Here is a 23,180-nt window from a genome sequence, read left to right on the forward strand (position 1 = left end):
CCGTTCTCTTTCTCTACTTGGACAGCCGGCGGCTGCCCGGGTCCTCGACCGGCAAGGCGGCCAGTTCAGGCGGCAAGGCGTCGGCCGGATAGGCCGGCACGTCCAGCGTCGCCAGGGCGATCAGCGGCACGCCCACGTCGGCGCGACCGCCCGAGCGGTCGACGATGCAGGCGGCGGCGACGACTTCGCCCCCGGCCTTCTGGATGGCGGCGATGCACTCGCGCGACGACAGGCCGGTCGTGACGATGTCCTCGACCATGACGACCTTCTCGCCTCGCTCGACGGTGAAGCCGCGGCGCAGCTTGAACTCGCCGCCTTCCCGTTCGACGTAGAGCGAGCGCACGTTCAGATGGCGCGCCGTCTCATAGCCGGGAATGATGCCGCCGACGGCGGGCGAAATGGCCACGTCGACCGGGCCGACCGTGGCCACGATCTTGTCGGCCAGAGCCTTGCACAGGCGCTCGCAGCGGCGCGTGTCCATGAAGACCAGGTTCTTCTGCAGGAAGACCGGGCTGTGCAGGCCGGACGACAGGACGAAATGGCCTTCGCGCAGGGCGCCGGCGTCGCGGAATTCGTTGAGGACGTCTTCAGTGTTCATGGAAGGCTCCCTTAGACCCTGCATCCGCGCCCCTCAAGCCGAGCGACCTACTTGATGTCGCAGTTCGGCTTCAGTCCGCCGTCCAGCAGCCTGGTCCAGACCGTTTCAGCGTCGTCGGCGAAGGAGAAGAGCGCCATGTCTGAGGCCTTGACCATGCCGTGCTCGATCAGGGTGTCGAAGTTGATGACCGAGCGCCAATAGGCCTCGTCGAACAGGACGATAGGGATGGGCGGCGCCTTGTCGGTCTGACGCAAGGTCAGAATCTCGAACAACTCATCCAGCGTGCCGAACCCGCCGGGGAAGACCACCAGACCATTGGCCCGCATGGCCAGATGCATCTTGCGCATGGCGAAGTAGTGGAACTGGAACGTCAGCTCCGGCGTCGACCAGGGGTTCGGCACCTGTTCGTGCGGCAGGGTGACGTTGAAGCCGATCGAGGGCGCCCCGGCTTCGTGCGCGCCCTGGTTGGCGGCCTGCATGATGCCCGGCCCGCCCCCGGTGGCGATGACGTTGTCGCGCACCTCGCCCGGCGAACCGCGGAAGGCCCCGCCCCGCTCCGAGGCGATGCGACCGAACTGGCGGGCCTGTTCGTACCAGTGGGCGTGACGCCCATCGCCGTTGACGCCGACGCGAGCGCTGCCGAACACCACGATGGTCGAGCGCACGCCCCAGGCCTTCAGCGCCTCCTCAGCCTTCTCGTACTCCATCAGGAAACGCACGCCGCGCATCGACTCGCCCAGCAGGAAATCGCGATCCAGGGCGGCCAGACGATAGGAGGGCGACGCCAGTTGAGCGGCGTTGGCGAGTGCTTGTTGTTCGGGGGACATTTCGGCCTTTAAAGTCAGATGCGCGGCCGATCAGCCGCGCGCGCGGTCCACGGTGTCGACGGACGGATTGGCGCGCAGCGCCGCGATGATCATGGTGGCGTGACGCGCATCCTCGACCTCAACGTCGATGTCGACGTCGAAGAAGTCCTGCTGCCGATGGGCCATCGACAGGTTCAGGATGTTGCCGCCGGCCTCGCCGATGATGGTCGCCACCTGCCCGAGCACGCCGGGCGCATTGCGGATGGTGGCGCGCAGACGGGCCGAAGCCACCGCGTCCTGTTCCGCCTGCGGCGTCCATTGCAGGTCCTGCCAGACACTGTCGTCGTCAGCGAAGTCGGCCAGGGTCTGACAGTCGATGGTGTGGACCGTCAGCCCCTTGTCGGGCTCCAGGATGCCGACGATGCGGTCGCCCGGCACAGGGCTGCAACAGGCGCCGAAGTGGATGCTGACGCCCGGCGTCAGGCCGCTGCCGCGTACGAACAGGCGCGCCTGGTCATTGCCGATCCGCTTACGCTCCGGCCCTGCCTTCAGCTGGCCCTTCAGCGCGGGGAAGATGGTTTCGGCGATCTTGGTGGCGGCCAGACGACCCCGGCCAATGGCGTCGAACAGATCCTCTTCCGTCGCGATGGCGAAGGTCTTCAGCGTCTCGGTCAGCTTGACCTCGGCCAGGGACTTGCCCGCCCGCTCCAGCGTCTGCTCCAGCGTCGCCCTGCCCAGACGCACGAACTCGTCGCGTTCGGAGGTACGGATGTGGCGGCGAATAGCCGAGCGGGCGCGGCCCGTGACGGTCAGGCTGCGCCAGTCGGTCGGCACCTCGCGCTTGGTCCCGCGAATGATCTCGACCACGTCGCCGTTCTGCAACGCCGTGCGCATCGGCTTCAGTTCGCCGTTGATCTTCACGCCCACCGCCGTATCACCGACCTCCGTGTGGACGGCGTAGGCGAAGTCCAGCGCCATGCCGCCGCGCGGCAGGGTGATCAGCGCCCCCTTGGGCGTGAAGACGAAGACCTGATCCAGGTACATTTCGAGCTTGGCGTGCTCGACCCAGTCCTCGCCGCCTTCGCCGTGCTCGATGACCTGAACCAGATGGCGCAGGTTCAGCAGCGGGTCGCGCCCGCCGTCCGCCTCCATCGCCTCGCGGTCAAAGCCGTAGGAGTGGTTCTTGTAGGCCCAGTGCGCGGCCACGCCGTCCTCGGCCACACGGTCCATGATCTCGGTGCGGATCTGCATCTCGATGCGCAAACCGCCCGGCCCGACCACCGTGGTGTGCAAAGAGCGATAGTTGTTCGACTTGGGCGTCGAGATGAAGTCCTTGAACCGTTCCGGCACCATGGGCCAGGCGCGGTGGATGACGCCCAGGGCGCGGTAACAGTCGTCTTCGGCTTCGACGATGACACGGAAGCCGTAGATGTCCGACAGGGACGAAAAGCCGACCGACTTGCGCTGCAACTTGCGCCAGATCGAATAGGGCGTCTTCTCGCGGCCTTTCACATGGGCGCGCACGCCGGCTTCGCTCAGCACCAGTTCGATTTCGCGCGACACGCCCTCGATGGCGCGGCCATGCTCCAGCTTCAGCGCCTCCAGACGCCGCTGAATGGCGACGCGGGCCGTGGCGTTCAGATGCTCGAACGCCAGTTCCTCAAGCTCGGAGGCGATGGAGTGGATGCCGATGGAGCGGCCCAACGGGGCATAGACTTCCAGGGTCTCGCGGCTGATGCGCTCGCGCTTCTCCGGCTTGACGTACTGGAGAGTGCGCATGTTGTGCAGGCGGTCAGCCAGCTTGACCAGCAGGACCCGCACGTCCTTGGAGATGGCCAGGATGAACTTGCGCAGGTTCTCGGCCTGGCGCGTGTGCTCAGCCTGAAGCTCCAGTCGCGACAGCTTGGTCACGCCCTCGACCAGGACAGCGACCTCTTCGCCGAACATGGCGGCGATGTCGTCGCGCGTCGCCGAAGTGTCCTCGACCACATCGTGCAGCAGGGCGGTGACGATGGTCGCCGTATCCAGCTTGTAGTCGGTCAGGATACCCGCGACCTGGATGGGATGCGCGAAATAGGGATCGCCCGAGGCCCGCAGCTGCGAGCCGTGCATCTTCATCGCATAAACATAGGCCTTGTTGAGCAGGGCCTCGTCCGCGGTGGGGTCATAGGCCTTGACCGCCTCGATCAGTTCGAACTGGCGCATGATCGGCGCGCGTTTGGCTTCAGACACTTGGGACACGGACTGGGGGGACTCGGAGACTTCAGACGACAACGGCGCCGCCCCGGTAGGGAGCGACGCCGACTGGTCTATCTGATTCGCGACTTCGACCGGCGACGGGCCCGCGGGGGACCGCGCCGGAAGGATGGTTACGCCATTGACTGGCTCAGCCGTCAGTAGCGTTCCTCCTGGCCGCCGTCCCGGTCGCTTTGCAGCGCGCGGATCAGTTCGGCTTCGGCCATGTTCATGTGCTGGGGCTCGGCCAGCAGGGCGACGACTTCTGCTTCGTCCTCAGCTTCGGTACGCTCATCAACGCGTTGCAGCGTGGTGATGATGTTCTCGCGCAGTTCGTCGGGCACGACGGTGTCTTCGGCGATTTCGCGCAGGGCCACGACAGGGTTCTTGTCGTTATCGCGATCCAGCGTCAGAGGCGCGCCGTTGGCGATGTTGCGGGCGCGGTGGCCGGCCAGCAGAACCAGACCAAAGCGGTTCGGCACCTTCTCGATGCAATCTTCGACAGTGACGCGGGCCATGAAATTCCTCTGGCGGCAGGGAGAACCGCACAAAATATAGGGTTAGGCGTGATTGTGCAACGCCGCGAAGGCCGGAATGCGGCGCAAACCTCCCTATAGACGGCGTTGAGGGCGGGCGTCGACCCCGACCGTGCAGGTCGTCGCCAAGTCCTGGGCCACGCCCTCGACCGTCGGGTGACGCCAGTCCGGCGCGATCTCGGCCAGAGGCCCCATGACAAACAGGCGCTCGGCCGCGCGCGGATGCGGCAGAATCAGCCCCTCCAGATCGCCGTTCAGCCGGCCATAGGCGATCAGATCCAGGTCCAGGGTGCGCGGCGCGTTGCGAACGCTGCGCCGTCTGTCAAAGATATCCTCGATCCGCGCCAGCTTGCCCATCAGCGCGCGCGGGTCATGTTCCGTGCGTACGATCACCACCCCGTTCAGGAAGGGCGGATCGGTCGGATCAGGCCAAGCCTGCGACGACCACCAGGACGACCGCGCCAGCACGTCAATGCCCTCGGCGCGAAAACGGGCCAGGGCCGCCTCCAGAGACTCTTCGCAAGACGCCCAAACGCCCTTGTCATTGCAGCCCAGCGCGACGATGACTGCACCGTCCAGATCGAGGTCGCCCTCGGGGATTTCGGTCGGGACGCTCATATTCTCGACCATTTCCACGGACTCATATTCATGACTGGCCACACGGGCGACCGCATCGCCTTGTTCATCGACGGCGCCAACCTCTATTCGGCGGCTCGCGCGCTCAACGTCGATCTCGACTTCAGAAAGCTGTCCGACTGGTTCGGCCAGAAGGGCCAGCTGGTCCGCGCCTATTATTACACGGCGATTGTCGAGGGCGAAGAGTTCTCGCCCGTGCGTCCGCTGGTCGACTGGCTCGACTACAACGGCTTCACCGTGACGACCAAGCCGGCCAAACGCTTCACCGACGCCCAGGGCCACAGCCGCATCAAGGGCAATATGGACATGGAGATCGCCGTCGACATGATGGAGCTGGCCCCACGGCTGGATCACATCTTCCTGTTCTCAGGCGACGGCGACTTCCGCCGGCTGGTTGAGGCCATTCAGGCCAAGGGCGTGCGCGTCACCGTGGTCTCGACCACCCGCTGCCAGCCGCCCCAGATCGCCGACGAACTGCGCCGTCAGGCCGACGCCTTCATCGACCTGTCCGACGTCATGATCCACTTCAGCAAGCCAAAGACTTCGATGAACCAGGGCGTCGCCCGCACCCTGGACCGGAGCGACCGCGCGTGAGCCGCGCCCTGAACCCTGAACCGGCGCGCGACTGCCCCTTGTGCCCGCGCCTGGTCGCCTATCGGCAGGAGAACGTCCGTCAGAACCCGGACTGGTGGAACGGCCCCGCCCCCTCTTTCGGCGATCCCAACGCCCGCCTGCTGATCGCGGGCCTGGCACCGGGCCGTATGGGGGCCAACCGCACGGGCCGCCCCTTCACCGGCGACCACGCAGGCTGGCTGCTGTTCGACACCTTGAAGAAGACCGGCTTCGCGCACGGGACCTATGATCCTGACGGCAAGGACGACCTGACGCTGACAGACTGCATGATCACCAATGCGGTCCGTTGCGCCCCGCCGCTGAACAAGCCGACGGGCGAAGAGGAGAATACCTGCCGTCCCTTCCTGATCGACCGGCTGGCCGCCCTGCCCCGACTGAAGGTCATCGTCACCCTGGGCGACGTTTCGCGACGCAGCATCCTGCGAACCCTGGGTTATCCCGGCACGGCCATCCCCGCCGGGCACGGGGTCGAGGGCAAGGTCGGCGCCTATACAATCATCAACAGCTATCACTGCTCGCGCCTGAACACGAACACGGGCCGCCTGACGCCGGAGATGTTCGAGGAGATCTTCCACCGGGCCAAGGCGGCGCTGGAAGACTGAGCTTATTTCCTCCCCATTCCATGGGGAGGTGGATCGGACGCGACGGAAGGGGCGACTCGACGGTCAGCGTCTGTGCCACCCCCTCCACCACTACGTGGTCCCCCTCCCCATAGTCATGGGGAGGAAAAGCAGACCTCAACCGCCGCCGGCGACCTCTCCGGCCACCATCACCGGCGCCGAGGGTTCGCGGAAGTAGCGGTCGATGCCCTCGGCGACTGAGCGCATCAGGCGGCGACGGGCGCGCTCGTCGGTCAGGACGCGCTCATCCTCTGGATTGGTGATGAAGCCCATTTCGAGCAGGACGGCCGGAACATCTGGCGCCAGCAGGACGGCCAGACCGGCGTCGCGATGGCTGCGGCGCAGCAGCGGATGGCTGTCGCCTTCCAGATGCGTCAGCAGGACCCGCGCGAACTGGGCCGAACGATTCTGGGTGGCGCGCTGGGTCATGTCCAGCAGGATGCGGTCGACCGAGGGGTCACGCCCCGGCAGACGCAGTTCACGCTGCCAGTCGTCGCCGCGCGTGAACTCGCGCACCGCGCGGCCCGCGCCCTGCTCCGACAGGGTATAGACGCTGGCGCCGCGCAGGGCTGGATCGGTCCCGGCGTCGGCGTGCAGAGAGATAAAGAGATCAGCCCCCGCATCGCGCGCGATCTGCACCCGGCGGCCATGAATGACATAGACGTCGCTGTCGCGCGTCAGACGCACGCGATAGCGGCCCGTGCGCTCGATCGCAGCCTTCAGCTCGCGCGCGGCGGCCAGGGTGACGGCTTTTTCCTGAGCGTGGACGCCTTGAGCGCCCGGGTCGCGGCCACCATGCCCGGCGTCGATGACGATCAGAGGCTTTTCCTTGCGCGCTTGCTCGCGACGCGGCGGCGTGCTGGTCGCAACCGCAGCGGCGGCGCCCGTGGCCTTCAGGTCGATGACGTAGCGATAGTGTTGAACCCCGTCGCCCGGCGGCAGCAGGAAGCGGCGCTCGATCTCGGCTCCGCGCGCCAGATCCAGACGGATGCGTGACGACGTGCCGGCAGAGCTGACTTCATAGCCGCGCACCAGGCCCGAGCCATTGCCGCCCAGCCCCCTGCCCGGCGCCACGTCCGACAGGGCCACCACGACGCGGCCGGTCGTGCCGTCCTCGATCACCTGTCCACGCGTGGTCTTGCCCAGGTCGAGCACGACCCGCGTGCGCTGGGCGTCGCCGCCAAAGCGAATAGAGGAAATCTGACCGTCCGGTCCAAAGGCCAGGCCGCGGCCAGCCGTCAGCACGACGGCGCAAATCACGACGAAGGCCAGGCCCGTCATCGCCCATTCACGCACGCCCCAACGGGCCAGATTGTTACGCCACCGGCCATACATGGACGGACTTCACCCTTCTGGTTCAAGCCACAATAAGGGCCAAACCTGCTAAGGATTTCGTTAACTCATGTAACGGCGGCGGTTCTTTTATTTTCCACAAGTTAGGCCTATGGTGTGATCCGTTCGCGAACGATCGCGCCCTCTGCACATTGACGCAGGGCGGGCGCGCCCTCCTCGCAACGCTGACTTTCACCTCATTCCGAGGATCGCCCGGCCTGGCCGACGATCTGACGAAAGGGTCCGGGGCGCGGCCTTGAACGGCGCGTTCGGACCCAGGACCGACAGAACCTCATGGGCCGACCCGCCTGCGCTCCCGACCGGCATTCTGATGCCGCTCTCGCATTTTGCGAGGGGATGACGCGCGCCCTGGCCCCCATTTCCATTCGGCGAGCCGCCCCCTTGTCTGCGGATGTATCCGCAGGGCCCGGCCTGGCGCGCCAGAGAGAGACCATCCATGTCAAAAACAATGCTGATCGACGCGGCGCACGCGGAAGAAACCCGCGTCGCCATCGTGGACGGACGCCAGGTTGAGGAATTCGATTTCGAATCCACGGCCCGCCGCCAGCTTCGCGGCAACATCTACCTCGCCAAGGTCACGCGCGTAGAGCCAAGCCTTCAGGCGGCTTTCATCGAGTACGGCGGCAATCGTCACGGCTTCCTGGCCTTCAACGAAATCCACCCGGACTATTATCAGATCCCGGTCGCCGACCGCGAAGCCATCATGGCCGAAGCGCATTCGGACGACGATGATCACGATGATCTGGGCCGTGAAGGCGACGACGAGTCCGAAGGCGGCCTGGCCGACGAGGAACGCCTGAAGCGCCGCCTGATGCGCCGCTACAAGATCCAGGACGTCATCAAGCGCCGTCAGATCCTGCTGGTGCAGGTCGTCAAAGACGAGCGCGGCGCCAAGGGCGCGGCCCTGACCACCTGGCTGTCGCTGGCGGGCCGCTACTGCGTCCTCATGCCCAACACCGGCAAGGGCGGCGGCATCTCGCGCAAGATCACCAACACCTCCGACCGTCGCCGCCTGAAGGCCGCCGCCTCGGCGCTGAAAGTGCCCAAGGGCATGGGCCTGATCATCCGCACGGCCGGCGCCAAGCGCACCAAGGCCGAGATCAAGCGCGACTACGAATACCTGCTGCGCCTGTGGGAGACGATCCGCGAGAACACGCTGAAGTCGAACGCCCCGGCCGTCATCTACGAAGAAGAAAACCTGGTCCGTCGCGCCGTACGCGACATGTACGACAAGGACTTCGACGGCATTCAGGTCGAGGGTCTGGAAGGCTTCAAGGAAGCCCGCGACTTCATGCGCGTGCTGATGCCGTCGCAGGCCAAGAAGATTCATCTGTATCAGGGCTCCAAGCCCCTGTTCGCCGCCAACGGCATTGAAGAACTGCTGACGCAGATCCACCAGCCGGTCGTGCCGCTGAAGTCGGGCGGCTATCTGGTGATCAACCAGACCGAAGCCCTGGTCGCCATCGACGTGAACTCAGGCCGCTCCACCAAGGAGCGCAATGTCGAGGCCACCGCGACCAAGACCAATCTGGAAGCCGCCGTCGAGGCCGCCCGCCAGCTGCGTTTGCGCGACCTCGCCGGCCTGATCGTCATCGACTTCATCGACATGGATGAAGGCAAGAACAACCGCGCCGTCGAGAAGGCGCTGAAGGACGCGCTGGCCAAGGATCGCGCCCGCATCCAGATGGGCCGCATCTCGGGCTTCGGCCTGATGGAAATCAGCCGCCAGCGCCGCCGTCTGGGCGTGATCGAAGGCGCCACTGAGGTCTGCCCCCACTGCCAGGGCGCAGGCCGTATCCGCTCGGCGGAATCGGCGGCTCTGGTGACGCTGCGCGCCGTGGACATCGAGGCGGGCCGCAACGGCGCCGGCTCGGTCAACCTGCGCGTCTCGACCGCCGTCGCCCTCTACATCCTGAACCACAAGCGCGACTATCTGCAGCGCCTGCTGGAACAGCGCGGCCTGAACGTCGTCATCCTGATCGACGACACCCTGGCCCAGGGCGAGCACGCCATCGAGCGCACCTCGACCAACGAGGACTTCGTGCCGATCGTCACCCACATCTCGGCCGCCGACCTGGACGACGGCTTCGACGACAGCGCCTTCGACCATGAGGACGAAGACGAGGACGACGAGGTCATCGACGGCGACGACGAGGACGACGCCGATCTGGACCGCGAAGACAGCGACGACGACGAGCCGCGCGAGCGCGCCGAAGCCGTCGACGGCGAAGGCCGTGGTCGTGGCCGCCGCCGCCGCCGTCGTGGCGGTCGCCAAGAAGAAGGCTCGGATGAAACCGCCGCCGTCGATGTTGTCGCCGCTGACGACGAAGACGATGACAGCGAGGCCGGCCGTCGCCGTCGTCGCGGTCGTCGTGGCGGTCGCCGCATGCGTGAAGACGGCGAACGCGACGCCTTCACCTGGGTGCGCGGTCGCACGCCGTCGCTGGACGATCCTTACGTCTGGTTCGACCCGATCAACCCCGCCCCCTCGCCCCGCAGCGAACGCGCGCCGGTCGAAGCCTCGGAAGCCCGCGACGTCGAAGAAATCATTGGCGAACGTCCCGAGGGCGAACGCGCTGATCGCGAAGGCGGCCGCTCGCGCCGTCGCCGTGGTCGGGGTCGCGGTCGTGACCGCGCCGGCCTGCCCCACGAGACCAAGGTCGAGGACCGCGCCGTCAACGAGGGCCTGCCCCCCGTCGGCTCGCCGGACACGCCCATCGCCACGATCATCCCTGCGGATGACGCCGTCGCTGCGGACGCGCCGGATGCGGTTGTCGAAACCGCCGAAGCGCCCAAGCGTCGTCGCGTGCGCCGCAAGGTCAGCGCCGATGTCGCCGGCGTGATCGAAGCCCCGGTTGAAGCGGAGGCCGAAACTGACGTCGAAGTCGCCGTCGAGGCTGAAGCCGTCGCCATCCCCGCCCAGTTGGACGTGGAGCCCGTGGTCGCCGCCAAGGTTGAGGCCGCCATCGAGCAGGCCATGGCGCCGACGCCCGAGCCGGTCGCCATCGTCGAGCCCACGCCTGCACCGACGCCCGAAGTCGATGTCGCCGCCATCATCGCCGAAGACCCCAACCAGATCGGCGCGCCGCCTGAGAAGCCGAAGCGCGGCTGGTGGCGCCGTTGATCGGACACGATTAGGCTTGAAGACACGGGGGAGACTGTCGCTCTGGAGTACGTCATGACCAGACTTCCCCGTGTCGCAACCCGCGTCCTTGTCTCCGCCACGGCTGCCTTGGCGGTGCTGGCGGCGGCCGGCTCAGCCTCGGCCCAGAGCCTGATCCGGGATACCGAGATCGAAGGCATCATCCATGAGTGGTCCGAGCCGGTCTTCGTCGCCATGGGACTGGACCCGACCGAGGTCGAGATCCTGCTGGTCAACGATCAGGACCTGAACGCCTTCGCCACGCGCGGGCGGATCATGGGGCTGAACACCGGCCTGATCCTGCAGACCAAGACCCCCAACCAGCTTCTCGGCGTGATCGCCCACGAGGCCGGCCACATCAAGAACCGCCACACCCTGCGCGACGGGGCCCAGAACGCCGGCATGCAGCCGATGATCATGACTATGGCCCTGGGCGCCCTGGCCGCGATCGCGGGGGCGCCGGACGCGGGCGCGGCGCTTCTGGCCTCCAGCCAGTATTTCGGCACCCTCGGCGCCCTGCGCTATATGCAGAGCCAGGAGGGCGAGGCCGACATCACCGGCGCTCGCGCCCTGGAGCGCGCCGGCGAGTCCGGCAAGGGCATGGTCGAGTTCTTCGAGAACTTCCGCTCACAGGAAGTCTTCTCGGACCAGCGCCGCTATCCCTATTTCCGCAGCCACCCGCTGTCCTCGGCCCGTATCGAGGCCCTGCGTCGCCCGGTTGAGGCCGCCTCCCATTACGATCACCGAGACAGCCCCGAGCGGATGGCGCAGCACGCGCTGGTGGTCGCCAAGATCCGCTCCTTCATGGAATCGCCGAACGCAGCGCTGCGCGACTATCCCTCGTCCGACACCTCCCTGCCCGCCCGCTACGCCCGCGCCATCGCCTGGTATCGCGACGGCCAGACGGACAAGGCCCTGAGCGCCGTCGACGCCCTGCTGACCGAACAACCCGCCAATCCCTATTTCTGGGAGCTGAAGGGTCAGATCCTGTTCGAGGAAGGCCGTCCGGCCGAGGCCATCGGCGCTCATCAGAAGGCCGTTGAGCTTAAGCCCGACGCCCCCCTGCTGAAGATCAATCTGGCTCACGCCCTGATCGAGACCAATGACGCCGCCAATCTCGACGTCGCCATCGATCAGTTGAAGCGCGCCGTCGCGCTGGAGAAGGACAACACCCTGGCCTGGCGCCTGCTGGGACAGGCCTACGCCAGCCAGGGCAAGGAGGGCGAGGCGCGTCTGGCCTCGGCCGAATACTGGTTCGCCCTGGGCCGCACCGAACAGGCCAACCAGTTCGCCATGCGCGCCCGTGACCTGCTGGACCGAAGCTCCATCGAATGGCGCCGCGCCACCGACATCGTCTTCTCGTCGGGCGCCTCGCAAAAAGACATCGACGACGCCGAGCGCCGCAACGAAGAGCGCAACAACCGCGGCGTCATCCTGCCCAACGGCTGAGGCTGCCCTCAGCCACCGATACCGAGACCCTTCATGATCGACGACGCACGCGCAGACGCCCCCCAGACCTCGCCACAGACCCCGGCGCCCGCAGCCCCGAAAGGCAGCCTCCTGTCGTCCCTGTCCGGCAAGACCCTGGCCGGGGCCGCTCTGGCCGTCTCGGTCGTCGCACTGGGTCTGTCAGCTGCGCCCTACCTGACCGGCGGCGATTTCGGCGGACGGGTGCGCGCCTATCTGGTGGCCAATCCGCAGGTGCTGGACGAGGTTCTGGCCGCGCGTCAGGCCAATGAGGAGCAATCCCGCGTCGAGACGATCAACGCCGCCGTCAAGGCCAACCCGGCCCTTCTGGCCCCCGACGCGCGCGACCCCAGCTTCGGTCCCGCCGACGCCAAGGTCACGGTGATCGAGTTCTTCGACTTCCGCTGCCCGGGCTGCAAGGCCGTGGCTCCCGAATTCCGCGCCCTGATGGCCGCCCACCCCGAAGTCCGCTTCGTCTTCAAGGACTGGCCGATCCTCGACCGGGGCGACGACGTCACCTCGCAATACGCCGCCCGCGCCGCCCTGGCCGCGCATCAGCAGGGCAAGTATCTGGAGGTCTACGACGCCCTGATGACCGAACGCGCCCTGGACCGCGCCGCCATCGACGGCATCCTGGCCGCGCACGGCGTGGACCTGACCAAGGCCCAGGCGGCGATCGCCTCGCCCGAGATGACCCGCCACGTCACCGACATTCACACGGTCGCCGCCACCCTGGGTCTGCAAGGCACGCCGACCTTCTTCATCAACGGCAAGGCCAGCGCCAGCATCGAGCCTGCTGTCGTCGCCAAGATGATCGAAGACGCCAAGCGCTAAGTTTCCCTCCCACGCTCGTCACCCTCGGGCTTGTCCCGAGGGTGACGACATGAAATTTATGCCGCCGCCAGCATCCGCTCGCCGCCGATCCACTCGACGTTCGCGCGTCGCGTAGCCTCGGCCGCCGCGTTGGCGTTCCCAAGCGCCTTCTCAGCCTCGGCCAGGACGAAATAGCTGTACGGATCGCTGGGCCAGTCCTTCAGCAGTTCCTCGATCTTGGCCTTGGCTCCTGAGGCGTCGCCGCTGGCCAGCAAGGCCGCCGCCAGGCTACGGCGCGTCGGATACCAGATGATCGGCGGGTCGCCGCCCTCGTCGTCCATGGCCTGGATCTGGGCGGCGCGGGTGAAGGCGGCGACAGCGGCCGCCGCATTGCCCTCGATCATGGCCGCGCGGCCTTCCAGAATACGCTGCGACAGTTCGGCGAAAACCGCGCGCTGCTCGGCCATCGGCCCGGCGAAGGTCGTCGCCTCGCGCACCGTCTTGATGGCCTCGGCCTCCGCCCTAACCGCCGCCGCATTCTCCGCCCGCGCGGCGGCCTCGCCCCGCGCGTAACGCCAACTGATGCGCAGCAGCGGATGGGTCGCAGGCGGCGCCTTCAGGGCCGCGACCTGCTCGGGCACCCCGAAGCGGCCATAGAGGGCGTAGGCGTTGTTGGCGACGATCTGCCGCCAGTATTCCTGAGCGCCGATGTTCGGATAGGTGGTCAGGAACCAGTCGGCGAGCTTCAGCCCCTCCTCGCCGCCCCCGGCCATCAGGGCGCCGCCCATGCCGAAATGGACGTTGTGGGCGTGCAGCCGCATCGCCGGCACCCCGCCCGGCGGCCTGGCCAGCACGTCATAGCGCCGGTCCAGCGCCACGGCGTTGACGTTGGACATCATCGCATCCCGATAACGTCCGACGCGGTAATAGGTATGCGACGGCATATGCACCAGATGGCTGGCCGCCGGGGCCAGCAGGGCCAGTTTCTCACCGTAGGGAATGGCCTTGTGCGGGTCGTCTGACCACTCGGTCAGGTGGATATAGAGGTGGATCGCCCCCGGATCGTTCGGGTCCCTGGCCAGCGCCTGCTCCAGCAGGCCCATGGCGCGCGGGATGGCCGGATCAGCCGCCTTGCCGTCGTCGTCCCACCATTCATCGGCGGCCAGCAGCCAGGCGTCAGCGGTGATATTGGCGATGGCCCCGTCGTCAGGATTCTGACGCGCGATCCGGTCCATCCGTTGAGCAAAACGGTCTGTCCGGCTCTTTTCCGCGCCGGAATAGCGCTGGATCAGGGCGTCGATCATCTGACGCTGCACCGGCGTGGCGTCGCGGGCCAGACGGCGGGCGTCGCGAGCAGCGCTGCGGGCGGCGTCAATCGACGCCTTGTCCTGTCCGCCGCCGTTCAGATTGGGGCCGATGGCCCAGGCCTCGCCCCAGGCGCACATCCCGCAGGACGGGTCGAGCGCCCGCGCCTTGCGGAAGGCCCGCACCGATTCGGTGTGCTCGAACGCCCAGCGCAGCCGCACGCCGTGGTCGAACCAGGCCTGAGCCTCGGGGTTGACCGTATCCACCTTGAACCCACCGGCGCCGAACCCTTCGACCATGACGATGTCATTGGTCGGGATCGCCTCTATGGCCGAGCCGCCGGGGCCGCAGACCTGCGGCTGATCCAGCAGGTCGCGCACAGCCTTGTCCGCCGTCGCGTCCGCCACCGCCATTGGCCCGATCATGCAGGCCGCCACAGCCGTGCAGGCCATCCATCCGAAACGCATCGTACCCTCTCCCAGAGCAAACGGGAGAGTGCGCCGCCAGCGACGGCGCGGCAAGTCGCGCCCTAGATCAGGCCCGCCAGCGGTGACGACGGATCGGCATAGAGGCGCTTCTTCATCCGCCCGGCCAGATAGGATTCCCGACCGGCGATGACCGCGTGCTTCATGGCGCTGGCCATCAGGATCGGGTCGCGCGCCTCGGCAATGGCGGTATTCATCAGCACGCCGTCGCAGCCCAGCTCCATGGCGATGGCCGCGTCCGAAGCCGTGCCCACGCCCGCGTCGACCAGGACCGGCACCTTGGACTGCTCGACGATCAGGCGGATGTTGATCGGGTTCTGCACGCCCAAGCCCGAGCCGATCGGCGCGCCCAGCGGCATGATGGCCACGGCGCCCGCGTCCTCCAGCTTGCGCGCATAGACGGGGTCGTCGGTGCAATAGACCATGACCTCGAAGCCCTCGGCGGTCAGCAGCTTCAGCGACCGCAGGGTCTCCTCCATGTCGGGGAACAGGGTGCGCTGGTCCGCCAGAACCTCCAGCTTGACCAGGGTCCAGCCGCCCGCCTCGCGCGCCAGCCGCAGGGTCCGCACCGCGTCCTCGCCGGTGAAGCAGCCCGCCGTATTGGGCAGATAGGTGTATTTCGTGGGGTCCAGGAAGTCGGTCAGCACCGGCTGGCTGGGATCGGTCAGGTTCACCCGACGCACAGCCACAGTGACGATCTCAGCGCCCGAGGCCTCTGCTGCGGCGGCGTTCTGGGCATAGTCCCGGTACTTGCCGGTGCCCACGATCAGGCGCGAGTTAAAGGTGCGGCCGGCGACGGTCCAGCTGTCGGTGCGGGGGGCTGTATCGGTCATGCTCCTGACCTAGCGCCGCCGTGCGCCGGGGGGAAGCGCCGACACGGGATTTGATGCCTCACCCGCCGCCGACGAACTGAACCAGCTCGATCTTGTCGCCCTCGGCCAGCGCCGTGTCGCCGTGCAGCGAACGCGGCACGATCTCCAGGTTGCGCTCGACCGCCACCTTTCGGGGGTCCAGCGACAGTTCCTGAACTAGGCCGAGAATGGTCGTAGCGGCGGTCTCACGCCCCTCGCCGTTGACTTCAATACGCATCACAGGTGTCCGAACAGGCCCATCTCGAAGACACGCGCCTGTTCAAGGCGCGTTGGCGCGCACTATAGCGCCTTTCGGTACGCCGGGCATCAGCCCGGGCGCATGCCTCGCTGCGCCCTGTCGGCGATCACGCGCAGCACGGCGTCCGCCGCCAGCTCCGATGGATCAGGTCCGCCCCGTCCCATGAGATCGAGAGCCGCCGTCTGTCGTGCGGCCTGTTCGGCGGCGGCCTGCGGGTCGGACAACAGGCGTCCGACCGCATCGGTCAGTTTCTCAGGGGTGGCGTCGTTCTGGATGAATTCGGGCGCGATGCGTTCGTCGGCGGCGATATTGAACAGGGTGATATGCTTGGCCGTCACCAGGTTCTTCATCAGCAGATAGCTGAGCCCGTCGATCCGGTAGGCGATGACCATAGGCGCGCCGGCCAGGGCCAGCTCGGTCGAGACCGTGCCGCTGGTGGCCAGGGCGACGTTGGCGGCCTTCATCGCGTCGTACTTGTCGGCCTCCTGCACTAGATGGGCACGGAAAGGCCAGGCGGCGACGCGACCAGCCACATCGGCGGCCACGGTTCCGGCAGCAACGACGGCGATCTCCAGCGAGGGGTCGGCCGCCTTCAGGCGCTTCACCGTCGCCTCGAAGACGGGCGTCATGCGGGTGATCTCGCTGGGCCGACTGCCCGGCAGGACCAGCAGCAGGGGCGCGTCGGCGGCGATGCCGCGCGCGGCGCGGAAGCGGGCGCCGTCAGCGCTGGCCATATCGACGTGCAGGGCCTGCGAGCCGACGACCGTCGTCGGCAGACCCTCGCGCTCGAACCAGGGCGCGTCGAAGCTATAGAGTGACAGCAGGTGATCGACGCTGGCGGCCAGGGTCTTGGCCCGCCCCGGACGCGAGGCCCAGACCTGAGGCCCGACGTACTTGATCAGCGGCACGCCCGGCAGGACCTCGCGCAGCGCCTTGGCCACGCGGATGGTGAAACCCCAGCTGTCGATCAGAACAACGGCGTCCGGCCGCTCGGCCTTGGCCAGCGCGACCGTGTCGGCCACCCGACGCTTGACCAGGCCATAGGCCTTCAGTCCCTCGATCCAGCCCAGAATAGACAGTTCGGCGATGTCGAACGGACTGACCACGCCCTCGGCCGCCATCCTGGGGCCGCCCACGCCGACGAAGGCGACATCCGCGCCGAGACGCATCTTCAGGGCGTGAGCCAGACCGGCGCCCAGGGCGTCGCCGGACGCCTCGGCGGCGACCAGCATGATCTTCAGCGGACGGCTCATGGTTTCTCTGCCTTGGCCACGCCCCAGACGAACAGCCCCAGACGGTCAGCCGCCTCCACCAGAGCCTGATGGTCGATGATGATCAGCCGCCCGGCGAAGCCGCCTATGCCCGCCAGGCCGGCGGCAGCGGCCAGCTCGACCGTCGTCGATCCGATGACAGGCATGTCAACCCGCAGGTCCTGGATCGGCTTGGGCGCCTTGCCCAGCGCGCCCTTCAGCGCGCCCGGTGCGCCGCGCAGGTCAGCGGGCAGCCCCGCCACGCGGCGCAGCATCTCATCCGTGCCTTCCTGCGCCTCGACCGCCAGGACCAGGCCGTCACAAACGACGGCCCCCTGACCGATATCCAGTTCGCCTGATTTTTCAGCGACGTGCAGCGCCTTCTTCAGGTCTGCCAGCTGCTCTGGGGTTGGCGTGACTGCGCCGAGCGCACCCGCAGGCAAGGCCTCGCCGCCCAGAATGTCGTCCGCGCCCTCGACCGCATAGCCCTCGGCCTCGAACACCGACAGGATCTTGCGCAACAGAGCGTCGTCGCCCTTCGTCGCCGCCGCCACGATGCCAGGCAGCAGGGTCGCGCCCTTGAAGTCGGGCTTCAGGGTCTTGAAATCAGGCCGGTTCACATAGCCCGCGAAACAGACCGCCCTACAGCCCTCGGCCTTCATCGCCTTCAGGATACGGCCGATCTCGGCCATGCCGAACTCTTCGCCCGGCCAGCGCACCAGATGCTCGTCGGCGAAGCCCGCCAGACGGATGATGAAGACCGCCCGCCCCTCGGCTTCGCACCGCGTCGCAATACGGATAGGCAGATCACCGGAACCCGCGATCAGGGCCAGCTTGGGCGCCCCAGAAGCCGGGCTTGTCATTCCGCGTCCGGCAGGCAGAGCGGCCGCTTGGCGCCGTCGCGGATGAAGGCGACGATCTCCATGATCTCGGGCAGGTCGGCATAGGTCGCCTCGACCTGGTCCAGACGGTCGGCGAAGACGCCCTCGCCTTCGAACAGGTTGCAGAAGGCGGCCAGCAGGCGGCGCACGGCGTCCTTGCCGTAGCCCTTGCGCTTCAACCCGATCAGGTTGAGCCCCTGCAGGCTGGCGTGGTTGCCCCAGGCCGAGCCGTACGGAATGACGTCGCGCGTCACGGCGGCCAGTCCGCCGACAATGGCGCCCTGCCCCACCCGGCCGTTCTGGTGCACGGCGCACAGGCCGCCCAGGAAAACCTTGTCGCCGATCCGGGCGTGACCGCCCAGGGTGGCGTTGTTGGCCATGACGACATGGTCGCCGACCACGCAGTCGTGGCCGACGTGGGCGCTGGTCATGAACAGGCCGTTCGAGCCGACGCGCGTCACGCCCGTGCCCTGCGGCGTGCCCCGGTTGAAGGTGGCGTGTTCGCGGACGACGTTGTCCGCGCCGATCTCCAGCCGCACCGGCTCGCCCTTGTAGCCGTTGTGCTGCGGGTCGCCGCCGATGACGGCGAAGGGATGGACGACCGTCCGCGCGCCGATGCTCGTGTCCTGCTGCACCACTACGTGGCTGACCAACTTGACGCCCTCGGCCAGGGTCACGCCCGGGCCGACGATGCACCAGGGGCCGATCACGACCCCTTCAGCGATCTGGGCCGAGGCGTCGACGACGGCGGTCGGGTGGATGGTCACTGCGCGGGTTCCGCCACGGTCACGACCATGGCCATGAACTCGGCTTCAGCGGCCAGCTTGCCGTCAATGAAGGTCTCGCCACGGAACTTGTAGGCGTCGCCGCGTGCGCGGATCACCTTGACCTCCATGCGCAGTTGATCGCCCGGACGCGCCGGCTTGCGGAACCGCACCCCGTCGATCGACATGAACATGATGACCTTGTCCGCTACGGCCACATCCAGCGACTTGGACATCAGCAGGGCGCCGGTCTGGGCCATGGCCTCGACGATCAGGACGCCCGGCATGACCGGGTCGATCGGGAAGTGACCGGGGAAGAAGGGCTCGTTGTGGGTGACGTTCTTGATGCCCACGATGGAGGTCGCCGCCACGAAGTCCTCGGCCTTGTCGACCAGCAGGAAGGGATAGCGATGCGGCAGGCGCCGCATGACTTCGGCGTAGTCGATCTTGTTTTCGTCGCTCATGATTCTTTCGCGCCCTTTTTCTGGGACGCCTGTTTGGCCAGCCAGATGGCTTCGCGCAAGGATTGGCGCAGGGGTTTTGCCGGATAGCCGGACCAGGTCTCGCCCGGCGGCACATCGGCCAGGACGCCGCCACCGGCGGCGACGCGCGCGCCTTCGCCGATGGTGATGTGGTCGCCCACGCCGGCCCGACCGCCAAAGATGCAGTTGTCGCCGGTCGTGACTGATCCCGCCAGACCGACGTGGCCGGCCATCAGGTTGTTGCGGCCGATGACGCAGTTGTGGCCGATCATGACCAGGTTATCGATCTTGGTGTTTTCGCCGATGACCGTGTCGCCATAGGCCCCACGGTCGATGCAGGAATTGGCCCCGACGGTGACGCCGTCTTGCAGGATGACGCGGCCCAGTTGAGGGATGTCCACCGGACCGGCCTTGGACCCGGCGGCGCCGAAGCCCGCCTCGCCGATGCGCGCGCCGGACAGCAGCTTCACCCGGTCGCCCAGCAGGGCGAACCCGATGGAGACATTGGCGCCGATCAGGCAGTCGCGGCCGATCTGGACGCCCGGCCCGACCACGGTGTTGGCGCCGATGCGCGTGCCGCGACCGATGCGAACGCCCTCGCCCAGCACCACGCCAGGCTCGATCACCACACTGTCGTCCTCGGCCACGTCGGCCACGCTTGCCGCGCGCTCCAGCCGAATGGCTTGATGCAGCAGGGCCGAAGCGCGCGCCCAGGCGGCTTGCGCCTCTCCCGACACGATCACCGCCGCACCCGCAGGCGCCGCATCGACGGCCGAGGCCGGCACGATGACGCATCCCGCCTGCGTCTCAGCCAGGGCTGCGGCGAACTTCCGGTCGCCCAGAAACGCAATCGCGCCCCGGTCCGCAGTGGACAGGGGCGCGACGGCCGAGATGACGACCTCGCCGCCCCGAACTGCCTCCCCGCCGATTTTCTCGGCGAGGGCGGCGACCGTCAGGGGCGACAGGGTCTGAAAGAACCTCGGATCGGGCATGGCCCGTCTTACGACTGCGGCTGTGCCGGAACCGGCATACGGTTGAAGCTGAGCGTCGGCAGGGCCGCGTTCAGACGCTGAATAACCAGGGGCGTCACGTCCATGGCCGGGTTCATGATGAAGACGCTCTCGCGGTCGATCATGATGCCGCAGCCCTTTTCCTGATAGACGGCGACCAGGATCGGCTCGATGGCTTCCGAAATCTTCTTGCGCTGTTCGGCCAGGGTGTAGCGCAGTTCGCCGTCGCGGGTCTGCTCCAGCTGTTGAGCTTCCTGGGCGCGCTGTTGCAGAGCCTGGCGGCGCTGGTTCAGTTGGTCAGCCGGGATGGTCGAGGCGCCGGTTTGCAGGGCCTGATACTCGGTCTGCAGTTGCTGGGCATAGGGCGCGATCTCGCCCTGAACTTCCTGGGCCAGTTGCTCCATCCGCGTCTGCACGGCTTGACCGACGGTCGACTGGGCCAGGGCCTGCTGGTTGAAATAGACGCAGACGCCGGGGATGGCCGGGCCAGGATTGGCCGGGCCCTGGGTTTGAGCCAGAGCCGACGAGGCGGCGAGCGAAGCGATGGCGAAGGCGCCGATAGCAAACAGTTTCATCTTGAACCTTTGAGCAGTCTGGAAGGCTGCGGTTAGAACTGGGTCGAAGTGGAGAAGCGGAAGGTCTCGGTCTTGTCGTAGTCTTCCTTCGACAGAACCTTGGACAGGTCGAAACGGATCGGCCCCATCGGCGAGCGCCAGTGGATGCTAAGGCCGGCAGCGGCTCGCAGAGCCAGATTGTCGACGATGTTCGGATTGGGCAGGCCAGTGACGGAGTTCACCGTATAGCGGTCATCCAGCAGGCCCAGAGTGCCGACATCGGCGAACAACGAAGTCTTGATGCCGTATTCGTCGGGCAGATAGTTCGGCACCGTCAGTTCAACCGTGCCGATGGCGTAGAAGTTGCCGCCGAGAGCATCGGTCGTGGTCAGGTCGCGCGCGCCCATGCCGGCGGTTTCGAAGCCGCGGAAGGTGTTGCCGCCCTTGAAGAAGCGGTCGTTGATCCGAATGGGATCGCCGTTCCAGCCAGACACATAGCCGGTCGAACCCTGGACACTAACCACCCAGGCCGGGGTGATGCCGTAATACCAGGAGGCGTCGGCCTCGGTCTTGAGATAGTTGACGTCGCCGCCGATGCCCGCGAGGTCCTGACGCACCGAGGCCGACCAACCGCGCGTCGGGCGAACGGGATCGTTACGGCGATCAACCATCAGCGTATAGCCCGCCGACGAGTTGATGAAGGCGCCGGCCTGATCGCACAGGGCGGACGAACCCGTCCCGCTGCAATAGCCGCTGGGAATGATGACTTCGTCGTTCTTCAGGAAGTAGCGGACGCTGAACAGCGAGTAGCCGTTCAGCGGGTAGCTGAGACGCAAGCCGCCGCCCGTCGAGCGATAGTCATAGGACGAATACTCGCTCAGATCATATCGCGTGTGGAACAGGTCGAAACCTGCACGCAGGTCACGCCCCAGGAACTTGGGCTCGGTGAAGCGGAAGTCGATCTGCTGACGCAGCGAACCCCACTCGGCGCGGGCCACGACGTTCTGGCCGCGACCGCGGAAGTTGCGCTCGGTGATGCCCAGGTTCAGCACGAAGGAGTCGACCGAGCTGAAACCTGCGCCGACAGACAGTTCGCCGGTCGGTTGCTCTTCCACGGTGACGTTCACGACCGTGCGGTCGGGCGCGCTGCCGCGCGTTTCCTCGATCTTGACGTCCTTGAAGAAGCCCAGAGCGCGGAGATTATTGCGCGACCGCTCGACCAGACTACGGTTGAAGGCGTCGCCCTCGCCGACCATCAGTTCGCGCCGAATGACCGAATCCAGCGTGCGGGTGTTCCCCACGACGTTGATCCGGTCGATGTAGACGCGTTGGCCTTCCTTCAGGTTGAAGGTCACGTCGACCGTGTCGGTTTCCGGGTTGGCGCGGTAGCTCGGATTGATTTCAACGAAGGCATAGCCAGCCGAACCCGCCGCGAAGGTCAGGGCGTCGACCGCGCTTTCGATGCGATCACTTTCGTACAGGTCGCCCGAACGGATCGGCAGCAGGCGCTGCAGGAAGTCGGCGTTCAGGCGGTCGTTCTCGGTAACGACCTTGACCTCTCCGAAATTGTAACGGTCGCCCTCTTCCAGGGTGATCGTCATGCCGAAGGCGCTGTTGTCGGGCTTCAGTTCCGCCACGGACGACAGGATGCGGAAGTCGTAATAGCCGCGGTTCGTATAGAATTTCCGCAGTTGCTCGCGGTCGTAATCCAGACGGTTGGGGTCGTAGTTGTCGTTCGAGCTGAACAGGCGCCACCAAGTCGTCTCCTTGGTGACCATGACATCGCGCAGGTCGCTGTCCGAGAAGGCCGTATTGCCCAGGAAGGTGATGGCGGCGACGCCGGTTTCAGGGCCTTCGTCGATCTCGAAGACGACATCGACGCGGTTCTGCTCCAACTGGACCAGTTTGGGCGTCACCGTGGCCGAGATGCGGCCCGACAGGCGATACAGCTCGATGATCTTGCCGACGTCTTCCTGAACGCGGGCGCGGGTATAGATGCCGCGCGGCTTGATCGTGACCTCGTCCGTCAGCTTCTTCTCGGTAAGCGCCTTGTTCCCCTCGAACGTCACCTGGTTGATGATCGGGTTTTCCGCGATCTCGACCACCAGATCGCCGTTCGGCTGAAGGCCCAGTTGCACGTTGGCGAACAGGCCGGTGCGCGACAGGGTGCGAACCGCGACGTCGATGGTCGCGGCGTCGATGGTGTCGCCCGGCTGGATCGGCAGATAGGACAGAACCGTGGTCTGATCGATGCGCTGATTGCCGCGCACGAGGATGCGATTGACGACCGCGCGCTCCTCAGCCGGTGCGGCGACGACGACCTGCGGGTCCTGCGGCGCGGCCCCGGCCGCAGCGGGCGCGGTCTGCGCCAGAGCCGGACCGGCCAAGCCGGCGGCGACGGCCAGCGCCAGGGCGCTGGGTCCAAGGATACGGCCACGGGTTCGGATCATGAGGCGACTGTCGTTCTGAATCATTCGGGGAACCATCGGGGGCTGGCGTC

The 23,180-nt window shown here is 66.9% G+C and carries 21 protein-coding genes; 5 read left to right on the forward strand and 16 right to left on the reverse strand.

Annotated elements, in window-relative coordinates; genetic code table 11:
- Window positions 1–13: 13 nt before the first annotated feature.
- The 5 genes from pyrE to folK all read right to left on the reverse strand — a co-directional run bounded on the left by pyrE (window position 14) and on the right by folK (window position 4,793).
- Window positions 14–598: an orotate phosphoribosyltransferase gene (gene pyrE / locus DXK21_RS02840; RefSeq protein WP_114816273.1), complete on the reverse strand. Its 585-nt coding sequence runs from the start codon at window positions 596–598 to the stop codon at window positions 14–16.
- Between the two features lie 47 nt (window positions 599–645).
- The gene (locus DXK21_RS02845) at window positions 646–1,425 is read right to left on the reverse strand and encodes an LOG family protein (protein ID WP_114816274.1); all 780 of its coding nucleotides are present in this window, start codon (window positions 1,423–1,425) and stop codon (window positions 646–648) included.
- Between the two features lie 30 nt (window positions 1,426–1,455).
- Complete coding sequence (locus DXK21_RS02850; protein ID WP_170136945.1) at window positions 1,456–3,609, reverse strand: RelA/SpoT family protein; 2,154 nt, start codon at window positions 3,607–3,609, stop codon at window positions 1,456–1,458.
- A gap of 188 nt (window positions 3,610–3,797) precedes the next feature.
- Complete coding sequence (rpoZ, locus tag DXK21_RS02855) at window positions 3,798–4,157, reverse strand: DNA-directed RNA polymerase subunit omega (protein WP_114816275.1); 360 nt, start codon at window positions 4,155–4,157, stop codon at window positions 3,798–3,800.
- A gap of 93 nt (window positions 4,158–4,250) precedes the next feature.
- Window positions 4,251–4,793: a 2-amino-4-hydroxy-6-hydroxymethyldihydropteridine diphosphokinase gene (gene folK / locus DXK21_RS02860; RefSeq protein WP_245945075.1), complete on the reverse strand. Its 543-nt coding sequence runs from the start codon at window positions 4,791–4,793 to the stop codon at window positions 4,251–4,253.
- Between the two features lie 30 nt (window positions 4,794–4,823).
- Between folK and DXK21_RS02865 the strand changes: the two genes are divergently transcribed.
- Complete coding sequence (locus DXK21_RS02865; RefSeq protein WP_114816276.1) at window positions 4,824–5,405, forward strand: LabA-like NYN domain-containing protein; 582 nt, start codon at window positions 4,824–4,826, stop codon at window positions 5,403–5,405.
- Window positions 5,402–6,046 (forward strand): uracil-DNA glycosylase, encoded by a 645-nt coding sequence (locus tag DXK21_RS02870; protein WP_114816277.1) that lies wholly within the window; start codon window positions 5,402–5,404, stop codon window positions 6,044–6,046. Before DXK21_RS02865 ends, DXK21_RS02870 begins: the two co-directional genes overlap by 4 nt.
- A gap of 135 nt (window positions 6,047–6,181) precedes the next feature.
- On the opposite strand, the gene DXK21_RS02875 is transcribed toward DXK21_RS02870, so the two are convergent.
- The gene (locus DXK21_RS02875; protein WP_114816278.1) at window positions 6,182–7,399 is read right to left on the reverse strand and encodes an N-acetylmuramoyl-L-alanine amidase; all 1,218 of its coding nucleotides are present in this window, start codon (window positions 7,397–7,399) and stop codon (window positions 6,182–6,184) included.
- A 454-nt stretch (window positions 7,400–7,853) separates the two neighbouring features.
- Between DXK21_RS02875 and DXK21_RS02880 the strand changes: the two genes are divergently transcribed.
- Genes DXK21_RS02880 through DXK21_RS02890 form a run of 3 tightly spaced genes read left to right on the forward strand, consistent with a single transcriptional unit; the run spans window position 7,854 to window position 12,860 of the window.
- Complete coding sequence (locus DXK21_RS02880) at window positions 7,854–10,541, forward strand: Rne/Rng family ribonuclease (protein ID WP_114816279.1); 2,688 nt, start codon at window positions 7,854–7,856, stop codon at window positions 10,539–10,541.
- 54 nt (window positions 10,542–10,595) lie between these two features.
- Window positions 10,596–12,008 (forward strand): M48 family metalloprotease, encoded by a 1,413-nt coding sequence (locus DXK21_RS02885; RefSeq protein WP_114816280.1) that lies wholly within the window; start codon window positions 10,596–10,598, stop codon window positions 12,006–12,008.
- A gap of 33 nt (window positions 12,009–12,041) precedes the next feature.
- Entirely contained in the window at window positions 12,042–12,860 is an 819-nt protein-coding gene (locus tag DXK21_RS02890) for a DsbA family protein (protein ID WP_114816281.1), read from the forward strand.
- 56 nt (window positions 12,861–12,916) lie between these two features.
- Here DXK21_RS02890 and DXK21_RS02895 read toward each other — a convergent pair whose 3' ends face one another.
- The 10 genes from DXK21_RS02895 to bamA all read right to left on the reverse strand — a co-directional run bounded on the left by DXK21_RS02895 (window position 12,917) and on the right by bamA (window position 23,130).
- Window positions 12,917–14,611 carry a tetratricopeptide repeat protein gene (locus tag DXK21_RS02895; protein ID WP_114816282.1) on the reverse strand — a complete coding sequence of 565 codons (1,695 nt, stop codon included), beginning with the start codon at window positions 14,609–14,611 and terminating at the stop codon, window positions 12,917–12,919.
- Between the two features lie 62 nt (window positions 14,612–14,673).
- Complete coding sequence (locus DXK21_RS02900) at window positions 14,674–15,462, reverse strand: thiazole synthase (protein ID WP_114816283.1); 789 nt, start codon at window positions 15,460–15,462, stop codon at window positions 14,674–14,676.
- 58 nt (window positions 15,463–15,520) lie between these two features.
- Window positions 15,521–15,718: a sulfur carrier protein ThiS gene (gene thiS / locus DXK21_RS02905; protein ID WP_114816284.1), complete on the reverse strand. Its 198-nt coding sequence runs from the start codon at window positions 15,716–15,718 to the stop codon at window positions 15,521–15,523.
- Between the two features lie 89 nt (window positions 15,719–15,807).
- The gene (gene lpxB / locus DXK21_RS02910; protein ID WP_114816285.1) at window positions 15,808–16,992 is read right to left on the reverse strand and encodes a lipid-A-disaccharide synthase; all 1,185 of its coding nucleotides are present in this window, start codon (window positions 16,990–16,992) and stop codon (window positions 15,808–15,810) included.
- Window positions 16,989–17,852 carry a UDP-2,3-diacylglucosamine diphosphatase gene (gene lpxI / locus DXK21_RS02915; protein ID WP_114816286.1) on the reverse strand — a complete coding sequence of 288 codons (864 nt, stop codon included), beginning with the start codon at window positions 17,850–17,852 and terminating at the stop codon, window positions 16,989–16,991. The genes lpxB and lpxI overlap by 4 nt, the downstream gene beginning before the upstream one ends.
- Window positions 17,849–18,637 (reverse strand): acyl-ACP--UDP-N-acetylglucosamine O-acyltransferase, encoded by a 789-nt coding sequence (gene lpxA, locus DXK21_RS02920; RefSeq protein ID WP_114816287.1) that lies wholly within the window; start codon window positions 18,635–18,637, stop codon window positions 17,849–17,851. Before lpxA ends, lpxI begins: the two co-directional genes overlap by 4 nt.
- Window positions 18,634–19,098 carry a 3-hydroxyacyl-ACP dehydratase FabZ gene (gene fabZ, locus DXK21_RS02925; RefSeq protein ID WP_114816288.1) on the reverse strand — a complete coding sequence of 155 codons (465 nt, stop codon included), beginning with the start codon at window positions 19,096–19,098 and terminating at the stop codon, window positions 18,634–18,636. Before fabZ ends, lpxA begins: the two co-directional genes overlap by 4 nt.
- Window positions 19,095–20,108, reverse strand: coding sequence for a UDP-3-O-(3-hydroxymyristoyl)glucosamine N-acyltransferase (gene lpxD, locus DXK21_RS02930; protein ID WP_114816289.1), 1,014 nt, complete (start codon window positions 20,106–20,108; stop codon window positions 19,095–19,097). The genes fabZ and lpxD overlap by 4 nt, the downstream gene beginning before the upstream one ends.
- Before the next feature lie 8 nt (window positions 20,109–20,116).
- Window positions 20,117–20,701 (reverse strand): OmpH/Skp family outer membrane protein, encoded by a 585-nt coding sequence (locus DXK21_RS02935; protein ID WP_114816290.1) that lies wholly within the window; start codon window positions 20,699–20,701, stop codon window positions 20,117–20,119.
- A 32-nt stretch (window positions 20,702–20,733) separates the two neighbouring features.
- A complete protein-coding gene (bamA, locus tag DXK21_RS02940) occupies window positions 20,734–23,130 on the reverse strand; it encodes an outer membrane protein assembly factor BamA (protein ID WP_245945076.1) in 2,397 nt (798 codons plus the stop codon).
- Between the last annotated feature and the right edge of the window lie 50 nt (window positions 23,131–23,180).

Origin of the sequence: Brevundimonas bullata, from assembly GCF_003350205.1 — a bacterium.
Lineage (GTDB): Bacteria > Pseudomonadota > Alphaproteobacteria > Caulobacterales > Caulobacteraceae > Brevundimonas > Brevundimonas bullata.

Coding starts and splice junctions, on each gene's coding strand:
- pyrE (WP_114816273.1), bottom strand. CDS start 598: ATGAACACTGAAGACGTCCTCAACGAATTCCGCGACGCCGGCGCCCTG.
- DXK21_RS02845 (WP_114816274.1), bottom strand. CDS start 1,425: ATGTCCCCCGAACAACAAGCACTCGCCAACGCCGCTCAACTGGCGTCG.
- DXK21_RS02850 (WP_170136945.1), bottom strand. CDS start 3,609: ATGCGCCAGTTCGAACTGATCGAGGCGGTCAAGGCCTATGACCCCACC.
- rpoZ (WP_114816275.1), bottom strand. CDS start 4,157: ATGGCCCGCGTCACTGTCGAAGATTGCATCGAGAAGGTGCCGAACCGC.
- folK (WP_245945075.1), bottom strand. CDS start 4,793: ATGAGCGTCCCGACCGAAATCCCCGAGGGCGACCTCGATCTGGACGGT.
- DXK21_RS02865 (WP_114816276.1), top strand. CDS start 4,824: ATGACTGGCCACACGGGCGACCGCATCGCCTTGTTCATCGACGGCGCC.
- DXK21_RS02875 (WP_114816278.1), bottom strand. CDS start 7,399: ATGTATGGCCGGTGGCGTAACAATCTGGCCCGTTGGGGCGTGCGTGAA.
- DXK21_RS02880 (WP_114816279.1), top strand. CDS start 7,854: ATGTCAAAAACAATGCTGATCGACGCGGCGCACGCGGAAGAAACCCGC.
- DXK21_RS02885 (WP_114816280.1), top strand. CDS start 10,596: ATGACCAGACTTCCCCGTGTCGCAACCCGCGTCCTTGTCTCCGCCACG.
- DXK21_RS02890 (WP_114816281.1), top strand. CDS start 12,042: ATGATCGACGACGCACGCGCAGACGCCCCCCAGACCTCGCCACAGACC.
- DXK21_RS02895 (WP_114816282.1), bottom strand. CDS start 14,611: ATGCGTTTCGGATGGATGGCCTGCACGGCTGTGGCGGCCTGCATGATC.
- DXK21_RS02900 (WP_114816283.1), bottom strand. CDS start 15,462: ATGACCGATACAGCCCCCCGCACCGACAGCTGGACCGTCGCCGGCCGC.
- thiS (WP_114816284.1), bottom strand. CDS start 15,718: ATGCGTATTGAAGTCAACGGCGAGGGGCGTGAGACCGCCGCTACGACC.
- lpxB (WP_114816285.1), bottom strand. CDS start 16,992: ATGAGCCGTCCGCTGAAGATCATGCTGGTCGCCGCCGAGGCGTCCGGC.
- lpxI (WP_114816286.1), bottom strand. CDS start 17,852: ATGACAAGCCCGGCTTCTGGGGCGCCCAAGCTGGCCCTGATCGCGGGT.
- fabZ (WP_114816288.1), bottom strand. CDS start 19,098: ATGAGCGACGAAAACAAGATCGACTACGCCGAAGTCATGCGGCGCCTG.
- lpxD (WP_114816289.1), bottom strand. CDS start 20,108: ATGCCCGATCCGAGGTTCTTTCAGACCCTGTCGCCCCTGACGGTCGCC.
- DXK21_RS02935 (WP_114816290.1), bottom strand. CDS start 20,701: ATGAAACTGTTTGCTATCGGCGCCTTCGCCATCGCTTCGCTCGCCGCC.
- bamA (WP_245945076.1), bottom strand. CDS start 23,130: ATGATCCGAACCCGTGGCCGTATCCTTGGACCCAGCGCCCTGGCGCTG.